The sequence below is a fragment of the Marinobacter sp. UBA3604 genome, from assembly GCF_002375325.1.
GTDB lineage: Bacteria > Pseudomonadota > Gammaproteobacteria > Pseudomonadales > Oleiphilaceae > Marinobacter > Marinobacter salarius.
Map to the genome: position 1 here is coordinate 74,445 of NZ_DFMB01000026.1, position 13,402 is coordinate 87,846.

Consider the following 13,402-nt stretch of genomic DNA (forward strand, 5'->3'; position numbering starts at 1 on the left):
CGGCTTGGGCTCCGCCATCCATGGCTCCGCACAGTTTTGGAAAGGCCTCCCCGTAATACAGCCCCGACTACAGAGCTATCCTCAACAGACTTATCACTCGACAGGGATAATGTTGTCGGGGGCCGGCTCTGTCAATGACTTGCGCGCCAGATTGAGATGGCGGCACAGTCGGTAGGCTCAACCGCCGATATCACCCCACAACCACTGACACAGCGCCATGGCGGCAACCGGGGCGGTTTCGGTGCGTAAAACGCGGGGGCCGAGGGCAACGGGGAGGAAGCCGGCGGTTTCGGCAGCGGTGATTTCGTCCGGGCTTAGGCCGCCTTCGGGGCCGATCATCAGCGCGACGCGAGCGGGCTTGGCAAGGGTGTCCAGGGATTGTTCGGTGCGGTGGTGTAGAACCAGGCGCAAGTCGCAGTCACCCGAGCTTTCAAACCATTCCGACAGTGTCATCACCGGTACTATCTCGGGCACCCGGGCTCGGCCGCATTGTTCGGCGGCGCTGATAGCGACGGATTGCCAGTGGCGCAGGCGTTTGTCTTCACGGTCGCCTTTGAGTTTGACGTCGCAGCGTTCGGTGGTCAGCGGTACGATGCGGGTAACGCCCATTTCCACGGCTTTCTGAACGGCGTAGTCCATACGGTCGCCTTTCGACAGGGTTTGCCCGAGTACGACCTCCAGATGGGACTCGGTGACATTGGCGGACGGCGTTCCTACCTCGACCGACACGTGTTTCTTGCCGGCCTCGGTGATGGTGGCGGGGTAGTCGTTGCCGTCGCCATTGAACAGCAGCAGCTCCTGGCCGGGTTGCATGCGCAGCACACGGCCGACGTGTTGCGCTGCATTGTCGTCCAGGCCGGCCGTGGCGCCTTCACTCAGGGGTGAGTCGGTGTAGATGCGGGGGATGCGCATGGTGTTTGTCAGTCCCGTACGGCGATTTCGATGCCTTCTGTGGCCACTTGGGCCAGGTGGCGGATCTGTTCTTCGGTGATCACGTAAGGGGGCATAAAGTAGACTACGTTACCCAGTGGCCGCAATAGCGACTGGCGGGTGAGCGCATGCTGGTATACGCGGATGCCGCGCCGCTCCTGCCAGGGGAAGGGCTCTTTGGTGGCTTTGTTTTTCACCATTTCCACCGCCAGGGTCATGCCGTGCTGGCGGATGTCGCCGACGTTGGGGTGGTCCGCCAGGTGGGCGACGGAGTCTGCCATACAGGTGCTCAGGCGTTTGTTGTTTTCGATGACGTTGTCGTCGCGGAAGATGTCCAGGGTGGCCAGCGCCACGGCGCAACCGATGGGGTTGCCGGTGTAGCTGTGGCTGTGCAGGAAGGCCTTCAGGGTTTCGTAATCGTCGTAGAAGGCGTTGTAGACGGTGTCCGTTGTCAACACCACCGACAATGGCAGGTAGCCCGCGGTCAGGCCTTTGGACAGGCACATGAAATCCGGAGTGATACCGGACTGCTCGCAGGCGAACAGGGTGCCGGTGCGGCCGAAGCCAACTGCGATCTCGTCGGCGATCAGGTGCACGCCATATTTGTCGCAGGCTTCGCGCAGTTTGGTGTGGTAAATCGGATGGTGCATGCGCATGCCCCCTGCGCACTGAATCAGTGGTTCGACCACCACGGCACAGATTTCGTCATGCTTTTCGGCCAGTAGCGCGTCCATGGCCTCGAACTGCCGCAGCGCGTACTCCTCGTCGGTCTCGCCCGGCTCCTTGTTGAACGCATCCGGGGAGGGCGCGGTCATGACTTCCATCAGCAGCGGCTGATAGGTGTCCTTGTAGAGGGCAACATCGCCCAGTGCCAGTGCCCCCAGGGTTTCGCCATGGTAGCTGTTGCTCAGGTTGACGAAGTTTTTCTTGCCCGGTTTGCCCTGATTCTTCCAGTAGTGGAAGCTCATCTTGAGCGCGGCTTCAATCGCAGAAGAGCCGTTGTCGGCGTAGAAGCACTTATTGAGGCCTTCAGGGGTCACTTCGATCAGTCTCTCGGAGAGGCTGACCACCGGCTCGTGGGTAAACCCCGCCAGGATCACATGCTCCAACTGACCAATCTGCTCCTGAATAGCCGCGTTGATTCTGGGGTTCGCATGGCCGAACAGGTTGACCCACCAGGAGCTCACGGCGTCGATGTAGCGGTTGCTTTCGAAGTCCTCAAGCCAGACACCTTCGCCCCGTTTGATGGGCACCAGGGGCAAGGTGCCTTCGTGGTCTTTCATCTGGGTGCAGGGGTGCCATACGGATTTGAGGCCGCGGGCGACGAGGTCAGCGTTGCGCATGATAAATCTCCATCAAACGGTGGGGTTCTGTCAGGTTCCAACAAAAGGTCGGCTGTTAACCAGTGCGAATATTACAGTTAACAACGCCTGCTGACCACTATGCCATCCACCGATGACCGGCGGGCCAATGTGTGAATGAAACTCACCGCGCACAATCAGGCCATTCTTTTACGGAGGCCTTTATGGAACTGGAATTGAGACATTCATACGATGCTGGCCTGGACCGGGTGCTTGGGGCTTTCTTCGACGAGGCCCATATCCAGGAGAAAAACCAGCGGCTGGGTTCGCGCAATGTGAATATACCGGAGCTGACCCGTGACGACTTGTCCGCGAAGGTTGTGGTTGAGCGTGAAATGACGGCCTCCACCGAGGTGCCCGGCATCCTGGCGAGCTTTCACAAAGAGTGGAATCGCGTACGCCAGGAAGAGCACTGGTTCCGCAAGGACGACGGGGAATGGCATTGCGAGTTCCGGGTAAAAATTGAAGGCGTGCCCGCGAAGATCAAGGGCAATATGCGCCTGCAGGGCACAGACCAGGCCTGCATCAACTACGTTACGCTGAATGTCTGGTGCGAAGTGCCGTTACTGGGCAAGAAGATTGCGCGGTTTCTGGCGGATGATTCCCATACCAAGATCGAGAAGGAGTACAGGATCACCCGCCAGTTGCTTTAACGCGTCTGGCGGGGTAAGTCAGTGCGCCAACACCCGGCTCAGGAATGCCTGGGTGCGTTCATTCTGCGGATTGTCGAACACATCCGCCGGTTTGCCTTCCTCGACAATCTGGCCTTCGTGGATGTAGATCACGCGGTCGGCCACTTCCCGGGCGAAGCCCATTTCGTGGGTGACCACCATCATGGTCATACCTTCCTTGGCCAACTCTCGCATCACGTCCAGCACTTCGCCGATCATTTCCGGGTCCAGCGCGGAGGTGGGTTCGTCGAACAGCATCAGCCGGGGTTCCATGGCCAGTGCGCGGGCAATGGCTACGCGCTGCTGCTGGCCGCCCGAGAGCTGGCTGGGAAACTTGTCAGCCTGACTGCCGATACCGACGCGGTTCAACAGTCTCTCCGCCGTGGCGTTGGCGACGGTTTCGGGGGCATCCTTGACCTTCCTGGGCGCCAGCATGATGTTCTTTTTCACCGTCAGGTGCGGGAACAGGTTGAACTGCTGGAACACCATGCCGACTTCCTTGCGGATTTCAGCCAGGGCTTTCGGGTTGCCACTCTTCGGGGCAAGCTCGTTACCGTCCACCACCAGCTTGCCGGACTCGAACTCTTCCAGGCCGTTAACGCAGCGGATGAGGGTGGATTTGCCGGAGCCACTGGCGCCGATAACCACCACCACTTCGCCGGCTTCAACGGTCAGGTCAATTTCCTTGAGGACATGCAGGGTACCGAAGTACTTGTTCATGCCCTGCATTTGCACGATCTGTGTCATGGGTACCTATCCTTCAGACAGAAGCCAGTCCGCGCCGCTCTATCAGGCGGAGCACGAGTGAGAGGGAGAGGGTAATCGCGAGGTACATGATCGCCACCACGAAGTAGACCTCGAAGGCGGTAAAGGTGTTGGCGATGTACACCTGGCCCTGGCGAACCAGCTCGCCCACACCGATGACCGAGAACAGTGACGTGTCCTTGATACTCACGATCGCCTGATTGCCCAAGGGCGGAATCATGCGGCGGAAGGCCTGGGGCCAGATAATCGACCAGAAGGTCTGGGAGCGCGACAGGCCCAGCGACAGGCCGGCTTCGGTCTGGCCCTTGTCGATGGATTGCACGCCGCCCCGGACCACTTCGGAAATATAGGCGCCGGAGTTCAGGGCAATGGCGGCGATACCGGCGGTCAGCGGGTCAATCGGGCCGCCAACCAGATCGGGCAGACCGTAGAAGATAAACAGCACCTGCACGAGAATGGGGGTGCCGCGGAAAATTTCGATGTACGCGGTTGCGGGCCAGCGAAAAAACCATTTTTTGTTGATGCTCAGCAGGCCGAAAATAATGCCCAGCACAAAACCAATGGCGAGGCCGCCAAAAGAAATAAGCAGGGTATAGGGAATACCTTTGAGCAAATAAGGAACGGCGTTGATGGCTGCCTGCCAGTCAAACTGAAACTGGAATTCCACAGTGGATGTCTCCGTTGGATGGGGAGTTACCAGCCGGGGCGTTGTACACCCCGGCTGTGGTTTTCAGTTTTACATGTCTTCCGGCATGGGGCCGAACCACTTCTCGTAGATTTTCTTGTAGGTGCCGTCTTCCTTGATGGAAGCCAGGGCTTCGTTAACGTCATCCACCCACTCACTGCCGTTTTTCAGGGCGATGCCGTACTGCTGGCCTTCGTACAGCTTGCCAACGGTTTTAACTTTGCCTTCACCACGGGTGCTGGCGAAGTAGCCAACGTTAGGCGCATCGTAGAACACAGCGTCAACGGCGCCTGACATAAGCGCCATGTACATGTCTGAGCTGCCTGGGTAGGGCGTTACGCCGTCATTTTCGTCCAGCGTTTTCATCAGGTAGTCGTAGCTGGTGCTGCCGATCTTGGTGCCGATCTTCACACCTTCGAGGTCTGAAATTTCCTCGACTTTTCCATTGTCCTGGCGCACCAGGATGCGCAGGCCGGAGTCGTAATACGGATCGGAGAAATCAACGATTTCTTCACGCTCTTCGGTGATGGTGATCCCGGCAATGGCGATGTCCACGTTGCCCGTCTGCAGGGCAGGGATGATGCCGTTAAAGTCCATGGTGTTCAGGTCGATCTCAAAGCCGGCACGGTCTGCCACTTCGCGGATGATCTCCATGTCGAAACCGATCATCTCGCCGGTTTCCTGATCCATCATCTCGAACGGCACGAAGCTGGGGTCGGTGACGACGCGCAGGGTCTCTGCGCTGGCAGTGCCTGCGGCAACGGTAAGTGCCAGTGTTGCGCCAACCGTCTTAAGCCATTTGGTGCTCATACAATCTCCTGTTTTTACTTTTGTTGCCCGTGCACCCGGTGGAGTGCTCCAGAAATGCGGGCTGATCAAGCCTGTTCTTTCCGGGGGCGGTTTGTGGAACTGCAACCCTTACACTTTAGACCATCAGGCGGAGAAATGCAGAAAATCAAATGGTTGGAGGGGAGCCCTCTCCCATGGAGGGAGAGGGTTTGGGGAGCGTTGGGGAGAGTTGGGGAAAGCAGCGAATCTTAAAACGCAATCTTCTCCCGCTCACCAATCCCCAGGTTTTTCCAGATACTCTGGCTCGGTTCCGCCTGGTTCAGGGTATAGAAGTGAAGCCCGGGCGCCCCGGCGGCAAGCAGTTTCGCGCACATTTCGGTGACCACTTCCTCACCAAACTTGCGGATGCTGTCGCTGTCGTCGCCGTAGGCTTCCAGCTGCTTGCGGATCCAGCGGGGGATCTCCGCACCGCACATGTCCGAGAAGCGGGTCAGGTTGGAGAAGTTGACGATGGGCATAATGCCCGGCACCACCGGAATGGTAACGCCCATCTTCTCCAGACGGTCGATAAAGTAGAAGTAGCTGTCCGCGTTGAAGAAGTACTGGGTGATGGCGCTGTTGGCGCCTGCTTCAACCTTGCGGGCGAAGTTCTTCAGGTCGTCTTCCGCGGTGCGGGCCTGGGGGTGGAACTCCGGGTAGGCCGCTACTTCAATATTGAAGGTATCGCCGCTGTACTCGCGGATAAAGCTGACCAGCTCATTGGCGTACCGCAGTTCACCGGCGGCGCCCATGCCTGATGGCATGTCGCCACGCAGGGCGACGATGCGGTTGATGCCGTTGTCGCGATAGACATCCAGCAGTTCCGCAATGCTGTCGCGGGTGGCGCCCACGCAGGACAGATGCGGCGCGGTGGACACGCCCCGTTTGTGAAGGTCCAGCACCGTCTGCACAGTGCGGTCCCGGGTGGAGCCGCCGGCACCGAAGGTGACCGAGAAGAAATCCGGGTCAACCTCGGCCAGCGTATTGCGCACGCCCTGCAGCTTTTCCCAGCCCTTGTCGGTCTTGGGCGGGAAAAACTCAAAGCTGAAGCGGCGTTTGAACTGTTTCTGGGTTTCCATGCTGCTACCTGATCAGTACTTGTAACTTTCCGGCTTGTACGGGCCTTCGACCGGTACGCCAATATACTTCGCCTGCTCAGGTGTCATCTTGGTGATCACGCCACCAAAGCCTTCCACCATGGCGCGGGCCACTTCCTCGTCCAGATGCTTGGGCAGAACCTGAACATAGATACCCTTTTCGCGGGCCTCTTCGGGAAGGTCGGCGAACTTGCGCTCGAACAGGTACATCTGCGCCAGCACCTGGTTGGCGAAGGAACCGTCCATGATCCGTGACGGGTGACCGGTGGCGTTACCCAGGTTTACCAGGCGGCCTTCGGACAGCAGGATCAGATGGTCGTTGGCGACCTTGTCGCGATACACCACGTGCACCTGCGGTTTGACCTCGTCCCACTCCCAGTTCTTGCGCATGTAGGCGGTGTCGATTTCGTTGTCGAAGTGGCCGATGTTACACACCACGGCGCCGCTCTTGATCGCCTTGAGCATGTTGGCATCACATACGTTCATGTTGCCGGTGGTGGTGACTAGCAGGTCGGTGTTCTGCAGCAGTGCCTTGTCCACGCCTGCTTCAGTGCCGGTGTTGACACCATCGAGGTACGGCGACACCACTTCGAAACCGTCCATGCAGGCCTGCATGGCGCAGATCGGGTCGGCTTCGGTAACCTTCACGATCATGCCTTCCTGACGCAGGGACGCAGCAGAACCCTTGCCCACATCGCCGTAGCCGATGACCAGCGCTTTCTTGCCGGCCAGCAGGTGGTCGGTGGCGCGCTTGATGGCGTCGTTCAGGCTGTGGCGGCAGCCGTACTTGTTGTCGTTCTTGGACTTGGTCACTGCGTCGTTGACGTTGATGGCCGGCACTTTCAACTTGCCGTCCCGCAGCATTTCCTGCAGGCGGTGTACACCGGTGGTGGTTTCCTCGGTGACACCGTGGCAGTTAGCCAGAATCTCCGGATACTTTTCGTGGAGCAGGGCCGTCAGGTCGCCGCCGTCGTCCAGAATCATGTTGGGTTCCCAGCCCTCTACGTCGGCACCGACGGTGCGCTCCAGGCACCAGTCATACTCTTCGTCGGTCTCACCTTTCCAGGCGAAAACGGGGACACCACTCTCGGCGATCGCGGCGGCTGCCTGATCCTGGGTCGAGAAGATGTTGCACGATGACCAGCGCACTGTGGCGCCCAGCTCAACCAGTGTTTCGATCAGCACGGCGGTCTGGATAGTCATGTGAATGCAGCCCATGATGTTGGCGCCTTTCAGCGGCTGCTCGGTTTTGTACTTTTCACGCAGGGCCATCAGCGCAGGCATTTCGCCTTCGGCGATGTTGATTTCCTTACGGCCCCAGCCCGCGAGAGAGATATCGCGAACTTTGTAATCATCGAATTGCTTCAGTTTTTCTGCCGGAGTGCTCATGGTGTTCTCCCGTCGTATAAATAGTGGTGATGGTCGTGTGTACGACCGGTCTTCAAATCAAATACCAGCGGCATCCTTCAACAGGTCAGCCCGATCTGTCTTCTCCCATGGGAAGGCAGTAAACGTCTTGCCGCCAACCGTCATCTCAACCGGCTCGCGACCAAAGTGGCCGTAGGCCGCGGTGGCCCGATACATCGGGTGCAGCAGGTCCAGCATGTTGGTAATTGCATACGGGCGAAGGTCGAAGTGCTCGCGGACCAGCTTGATGATCTTGTCGTCGCTGATCTTGCCAGTGCCGAAGGTGTTCAGGGAGATGGACGTTGGCTGCGCCACGCCGATGGCGTAGGACACCTGGATCTCGCACTTTTCAGCCAGGCCAGCAGCAACAATGTTCTTGGCCACGTAACGGCCGGCGTAGGCCGCGGAACGGTCGACCTTGGACGGGTCCTTGCCGGAGAAGGCGCCGCCGCCGTGACGGGCCATGCCGCCGTAGGTGTCGACGATGATCTTGCGACCGGTCAGGCCGCAGTCGCCCACAGGGCCGCCGATCACGAACTTGCCAGTCGGGTTGATGTGGAACTGGGTATCCTTGTGCAGCAACTCCGCCGGCAGAGCGTGCTTGACGATCAGTTCCATGACGGCTTCTTTCAGATCTGCCTGGGACACGTCTTCGTCGTGCTGGGTGGACAGAACAATGGCATCGATGCCGGTGACCTTGCCGTTTTCATAGCGGCAGGTGACCTGGCTTTTCGCATCGGGGCGCAGCCATGGCAGCAAGCCGCTCTTGCGGGCTTCGGCCTGGCGTTGTACCAGACGGTGAGAGAAAGTGATCGGGGCCGGCATCAGCACGTCGGTTTCGTTGCTGGCGTAGCCGAACATCAGGCCCTGGTCGCCGGCGCCCTGGTCTTCCGGCTTCTGGCGGTCAACACCCTGGGCGATGTCCACGGACTGCTTGCCGATGATGTTGATAATGCCGCAGGTGTCACCGTCGTAGCCCACGGTAGAGGAGGTGTAGCCGATGTCCTTGATCACGCCGCGCACCAGGTCTTCCAGATCCACCCAGGCGCTGGTGGTGATTTCCCCACCGACGATAGCGACCCCGGTCTTTACCATGGTTTCGCACGCAACCCGGGCATGGGGGTCGTCAACCAGAATGGCGTCGAGGACGGCATCGGAAATCTGGTCAGCCAATTTATCAGGGTGGCCTTCAGAGACCGATTCGGAGGTAAAGACGCTGTAGTCAGACATAGGGTTGCTCCTCTGTGAGCGTTGCAAATTCGGGCCGGCAATGGATTTTTGAGTGGGGCCGGCAGTTTTGATGTTGGTATCGTAAATCAGTTTTCAGAGTCTGCATATTTCTATATCAAAAAAAGTTGATACAGTTTTATTTCTGTCCTATGTGGACTCTGCGGTTTTCCAGAATTCTCTCACCTGCACCTGGAAGCCGTTTCTCAGCCCGATGAACAGCGACTCACCAGCAACCAGGCCTGCATCGGTGGCCCAACTGGTAAGCTCTTCCGGTTCAAAGCCCAGCCACAGATCGCCGCAGGCTTCCTTCGCCCAATCCTGGTCATGGCTGCACAGATCGCTGACGAACAGGCAACCTCCGGTGTTCATCAATGCCGAGGCATCGAGAAAAATGTCCGCGGGGCTGGGTACGTGGTGCAGGACCATGTTGGCCACCACCAGATCAAAATCGTCACCACGAGCCAACAGGTTGTCGGTGACACCTTCAATCAGATCGACATTGTTCAGACGTTCTTCGATGCAGGTACGGGTGGCCTTGGCCAGCATGTCGCGGGAGTTATCCAGTGCCACCACGTGCCTGCAGATCTTCGAGAGCACTGGCAGGAATGCACCTTCACCGGGACCGATTTCCAGGGCCGTTTTCCAGTCATGACGCTCGGAACGATTACGAATCAGGTTCGCCACCGGTTCGGCGTAGAGGTCAAACGCGGCAATGAGTTCCTGTTGCTCCCGGAATTTTTCGGCGTAACGGGAGAAGAAGGCCTGGGACTGGTCCGCGCGCTGATTGCGGATGGCTTCGATCTTTTCCTGCAGATGCTCCGGCAGCGGAATACGGTCCACGCTCTGGAAAACCTGGCGGATGGTCTGGTCCGTCAGCTTGTCGCTTTCGAGGTTCAGGGGGCGCCGGTAGAAAATGGCGTTGCCTTCCCGCTGGGGTTCCAGCAGTCCTGCCTTGTGCATCACCTTCAAATGATGACTCATGCCCGACTGGCGCATCTCGAAGAGCTGGCTCAGCTCCAGTACACCGAAGGTGTCCCGACGCAACACCCGCAGAATCTCCAGGCGTAACGGGTCACCGCTCGCTTTGAAGATCGGTGCCAGGGCGTCCACGGAGGACAGGTCAGTTGCAGGTGTGGTCATGGATGTCATGGGAAAGAAGTGTAGGCATGTCTTTCCGGGCAATCAACATCTATATCAAAATAAATTGATATAGATTTAGATCTGTTTGAAAAATCAGATAAAATTTCTGTGCAAAAATTCCGGCGTTGAAAACATCCGTAAAACTTCCATAAAAAGAGTGTCGCCGATTTGCCCCGGTGGTCACTAATCGGCGAAAATACGCGCCTTCTTTTTAACCGTTCACCTTTTGCCGACCAAAAACTGGAGAAACGTCAATGCCGTCTCGCACAGATCTCGCCAACGCCATTCGCGCGCTGAGCATGGATGCGGTTCAGAAAGCCAAATCCGGCCACCCGGGCGCGCCCATGGGTATGGCGGACATCGCCGAGGTCCTCTGGAACGATTTCCTTAGCCACAACCCGGCAAATCCCAATTGGGCTAACCGTGACCGGTTTGTGCTGTCCAACGGCCATGGCTCCATGCTGCAGTATTCCCTGCTGCACCTGAGCGGCTATGACGTCTCCATTGATGACATCAAGAACTTCCGCCAACTGCACTCCAAAACCCCGGGCCACCCGGAATACGGCTACACGCCGGGTGTTGAAACCACCACCGGCCCGCTGGGACAGGGTATTGCCAATGCGGTCGGCTTTGCGCTGGCGGAGAAAACCCTGGCGGAGCAGTTCAACCGCCCTGGTCACAATGTTGTTGATCACTACACCTACGCCTTTCTGGGCGATGGCTGCCTGATGGAAGGCATCTCCCACGAGGTGTCTTCCCTGGCCGGTACATTGGGCCTTGGCAAGCTGATCATGTTCTACGACGACAACGGCATCTCCATCGACGGTGAAGTGGACGGCTGGTTTACCGACGACACGCCCAAACGTTTCGAAGCTTATGGCTGGCAGGTGATTCCCGAGGTTGATGGCCATAACCCGGAGGCCGTTCGCGCTGCCATTGAGGCCGGCCGGGCCAACACAACTCAGCCCACGCTGATTTGCTGCAAGACCATCATTGGTTTTGGTTCCCCCAACAAGCAAGGCACCGAAGCCTGTCACGGCGCTGCGCTGGGTGAGGACGAAATTGCACTGACCCGCGAGAAGCTGGGTTGGAACCACGGTGCTTTCGAGATCCCGTCGGAAGTATACGGTGCCTGGGATGCCCGTGAAAAAGGCGCTGCCGCGCAGACCGAGTGGGAACAGGCATTTGCCGCCTACGAAAAGGCGGAACCGGAACTGGCCGCTGAGCTCAAGCGTCGTATGGCCGGAGAACTGCCGGCGGACTTCTCCGAGAAGGCCCAGGCGTATATTCAGGAGTGCCAGGACAAAGGCGAAACTGTTGCCAGCCGCAAGGCGTCCCAGAACACCCTGAACGCCTATGGCCCGATGCTGCCGGAATTGTTGGGTGGCTCTGCCGACCTGGCAGGCTCCAACCTCACCATCTGGAATGGCAGTAAGCCACTGACCAAGGAAGACGCCAGCGGTAACTACGTTTACTACGGTGTTCGCGAATTCGGCATGGCAGCCATCATGAACGGCGTCGCCCTGCATGGCGGCTTCGTACCTTACGGCGCTACCTTCCTGATCTTTATGGAGTACTGCCGTAACGCCGTACGCATGGCCGCGTTGATGAAACAGCGCTCCATCTATGTGTTCACCCACGACTCCATTGGTCTGGGCGAAGATGGTCCTACGCATCAGCCCATCGAGCAGTTGGCGAGCCTGCGCACCACGCCTAATATGAGCACCTGGCGCCCGGCGGATGCCGTTGAGTCAGCGGTCGCCTGGAAAGCTGCCCTGGAGCGTGTCGATGGCCCGACTGCGCTGGTCTTCTCCCGTCAGGGACTGCCGCACCAGAAGCGTGATGCCGAGCAACTGGCCAACATCGCCAAGGGTGGCTACATCCTGTCAGACAGCGAAGGCACGCCGGACCTGATCCTCATCGCCACTGGTGGTGAAGTGGGGCTGGCTCAGGACGCAGCCGAAGCGCTGCGCCAGAAGGGTAACAAGGTTCGCGTGGTGTCCATGCCATCCACCGACACCTTCGACGCCCAGAGCGCCGCCTATAAGCAGGAAGTGCTGCCGCTCGAAGTGACCAACCGGGTCGCCGTCGAGGCCGCTATTGAAGATTACTGGTACAAGTACGTTGGCCTGGACGGCCGCGTGGTGGGCATGAGCACCTTCGGCGAGTCAGCGCCTGCTGGTGAGCTGTTCAAGGAATTCGGCTTTACGGTGGACAACATCATCGCCGTGGCCGGGGAGCTGCTGGAAGCCTGATGAGCACCGCTGCACCGTATCGCATCGCCATCAATGGATACGGCCGTATCGGCCAGTGCGTCTTGCGTGCACTCTACGAGAATCGTTTTCGCGATCACCTTCAGGTGGTCGCGATTAACGAGCTGGCGGACATCGATACCATTGCCCATCTCACCCGCTACGATTCCACCCATGGTCGATTCCAGGGTGAGATAAACGTTGAGGGCGATTCCCTGCTGGTAAACGGGGACCGTATTCGCGTCGTCCGTTGCGCCGAAGCATCGGAGCTGCCCTGGGACGAGCTGGGCATTGATCTGGTGCTGGAGTGCTCCGGTGCTTTCACCGACCGTGCGACGGCCGAGCAACACCTGAAGGCTGGTGCTGAACGCCTGCTGTTCTCACAACCGGCGGAATCCGATGTGGATCGCACCATTGTTTATGGCGTGAATCAGGACCAACTGGCCGAGTCCGATCGTATCGTGGCTGCTGCCTCCTGCACCACCAATTGCCTGGTACCGGTTATCCAGGTACTTGATGACGCATTGGGAGTGAAGCACGGCACCACGACCACCATCCACGCGGCCATGAATGACCAGCCGGTGATCGACGCCTACCACCATCAGGACCTGCGCCGAACCCGCAGCGCCCTGCACAATATTGTTCCGGTCGACACAGGTCTTGCGAAGGGCATTGAGCGCTTGCTGCCTCACATGGAAGGCAGGTTCAGCTCGGTGGCCATGCGGGTGCCCACCATGAACGTGTCGGCCATCGACATGGTGGTGAATGTCAGGGAAAACACCTCGGTGGAGGCGGTGAACAACTTACTAAAAAACGCCGCCCACGGCCCGCTGAAACACATTCTGGGCTACACCGATGAGCTTCTGGCCAGCTCCGATTTTAATCACGACGCCCACTCCGGCATCGTCGACGGAGGCCAGACGCGCGTAACCGGTGGCACCATGGTGAAGGTGCTGTGCTGGTTTGATAACGAGTGGGGGTTCGCAAATCGGATGCTGGACGTCAGCAAACACTGGCTCTCCAGCCACTGACACAT

General features: G+C 58.6%; 12 protein-coding genes. 3 read left to right on the forward strand and 9 right to left on the reverse strand.

The features are described from left to right. Window positions 1–177: 177 nt before the first annotated feature. On the reverse strand, window positions 178–912 hold the full coding sequence (locus B2590_RS07775; RefSeq protein WP_127401834.1) for a 16S rRNA (uracil(1498)-N(3))-methyltransferase: 735 nt from the start codon (window positions 910–912) through the stop codon (window positions 178–180). Between the two features lie 8 nt (window positions 913–920). Then, on the reverse strand, window positions 921–2,273 hold the full coding sequence (locus tag B2590_RS07780; RefSeq protein ID WP_041334068.1) for an adenosylmethionine--8-amino-7-oxononanoate transaminase: 1,353 nt from the start codon (window positions 2,271–2,273) through the stop codon (window positions 921–923). 182 nt (window positions 2,274–2,455) lie between these two features. On the opposite strand from B2590_RS07780, the gene B2590_RS07785 reads away from it, so the two are divergent. After that, complete coding sequence (locus B2590_RS07785; protein WP_036208948.1) at window positions 2,456–2,944, forward strand: DUF2505 domain-containing protein; 489 nt, start codon at window positions 2,456–2,458, stop codon at window positions 2,942–2,944. Between the two features lie 18 nt (window positions 2,945–2,962). On the opposite strand, the gene B2590_RS07790 is transcribed toward B2590_RS07785, so the two are convergent. The 7 genes from B2590_RS07790 to B2590_RS07820 form a co-directional block, all read right to left on the reverse strand. Then, on the reverse strand, window positions 2,963–3,709 hold the full coding sequence (locus B2590_RS07790) for an amino acid ABC transporter ATP-binding protein (protein WP_036208977.1): 747 nt from the start codon (window positions 3,707–3,709) through the stop codon (window positions 2,963–2,965). 13 nt (window positions 3,710–3,722) lie between these two features. Continuing rightward, the gene (locus B2590_RS07795; RefSeq protein ID WP_041334074.1) at window positions 3,723–4,394 is read right to left on the reverse strand and encodes an amino acid ABC transporter permease; all 672 of its coding nucleotides are present in this window, start codon (window positions 4,392–4,394) and stop codon (window positions 3,723–3,725) included. Between the two features lie 69 nt (window positions 4,395–4,463). Then, entirely contained in the window at window positions 4,464–5,222 is a 759-nt protein-coding gene (locus B2590_RS07800; protein ID WP_075194435.1) for a transporter substrate-binding domain-containing protein, read from the reverse strand. Window positions 5,223–5,449: 227 nt separating this feature from the next. Then, window positions 5,450–6,319: a methylenetetrahydrofolate reductase [NAD(P)H] gene (gene metF / locus B2590_RS07805; RefSeq protein ID WP_041334077.1), complete on the reverse strand. Its 870-nt coding sequence runs from the start codon at window positions 6,317–6,319 to the stop codon at window positions 5,450–5,452. A gap of 12 nt (window positions 6,320–6,331) precedes the next feature. After that, on the reverse strand, window positions 6,332–7,726 hold the full coding sequence (gene ahcY, locus B2590_RS07810; RefSeq protein ID WP_087148966.1) for an adenosylhomocysteinase: 1,395 nt from the start codon (window positions 7,724–7,726) through the stop codon (window positions 6,332–6,334). A gap of 57 nt (window positions 7,727–7,783) precedes the next feature. Then, window positions 7,784–8,974, reverse strand: a complete 1,191-nt coding sequence (gene metK / locus B2590_RS07815; protein ID WP_085679302.1) for a methionine adenosyltransferase — start codon at window positions 8,972–8,974, stop codon at window positions 7,784–7,786. Window positions 8,975–9,121: 147 nt separating this feature from the next. Further along, window positions 9,122–10,123 (reverse strand): metalloregulator ArsR/SmtB family transcription factor, encoded by a 1,002-nt coding sequence (locus B2590_RS07820; protein WP_036208990.1) that lies wholly within the window; start codon window positions 10,121–10,123, stop codon window positions 9,122–9,124. Between the two features lie 245 nt (window positions 10,124–10,368). On the opposite strand from B2590_RS07820, the gene tkt reads away from it, so the two are divergent. Both tkt and gap read left to right on the forward strand, forming a co-directional pair. Continuing rightward, the gene (gene tkt / locus B2590_RS07825) at window positions 10,369–12,369 is read left to right on the forward strand and encodes a transketolase (RefSeq protein ID WP_199447842.1); all 2,001 of its coding nucleotides are present in this window, start codon (window positions 10,369–10,371) and stop codon (window positions 12,367–12,369) included. Beyond that, on the forward strand, window positions 12,369–13,397 hold the full coding sequence (gene gap, locus B2590_RS07830; RefSeq protein WP_041334079.1) for a type I glyceraldehyde-3-phosphate dehydrogenase: 1,029 nt from the start codon (window positions 12,369–12,371) through the stop codon (window positions 13,395–13,397). The genes tkt and gap overlap by 1 nt, the downstream gene beginning before the upstream one ends. Window positions 13,398–13,402: the final 5 nt, after the last annotated feature.

Coding starts and splice junctions, on each gene's coding strand:
- B2590_RS07775 (WP_127401834.1), bottom strand. CDS start 912: ATGCGCATCCCCCGCATCTACACCGACTCACCCCTGAGTGAAGGCGCC.
- B2590_RS07780 (WP_041334068.1), bottom strand. CDS start 2,273: ATGCGCAACGCTGACCTCGTCGCCCGCGGCCTCAAATCCGTATGGCAC.
- B2590_RS07785 (WP_036208948.1), top strand. CDS start 2,456: ATGGAACTGGAATTGAGACATTCATACGATGCTGGCCTGGACCGGGTG.
- B2590_RS07790 (WP_036208977.1), bottom strand. CDS start 3,709: ATGACACAGATCGTGCAAATGCAGGGCATGAACAAGTACTTCGGTACC.
- B2590_RS07800 (WP_075194435.1), bottom strand. CDS start 5,222: ATGAGCACCAAATGGCTTAAGACGGTTGGCGCAACACTGGCACTTACC.
- metF (WP_041334077.1), bottom strand. CDS start 6,319: ATGGAAACCCAGAAACAGTTCAAACGCCGCTTCAGCTTTGAGTTTTTC.
- ahcY (WP_087148966.1), bottom strand. CDS start 7,726: ATGAGCACTCCGGCAGAAAAACTGAAGCAATTCGATGATTACAAAGTT.
- metK (WP_085679302.1), bottom strand. CDS start 8,974: ATGTCTGACTACAGCGTCTTTACCTCCGAATCGGTCTCTGAAGGCCAC.
- B2590_RS07820 (WP_036208990.1), bottom strand. CDS start 10,123: ATGACATCCATGACCACACCTGCAACTGACCTGTCCTCCGTGGACGCC.
- tkt (WP_199447842.1), top strand. CDS start 10,369: ATGCCGTCTCGCACAGATCTCGCCAACGCCATTCGCGCGCTGAGCATG.
- gap (WP_041334079.1), top strand. CDS start 12,369: ATGAGCACCGCTGCACCGTATCGCATCGCCATCAATGGATACGGCCGT.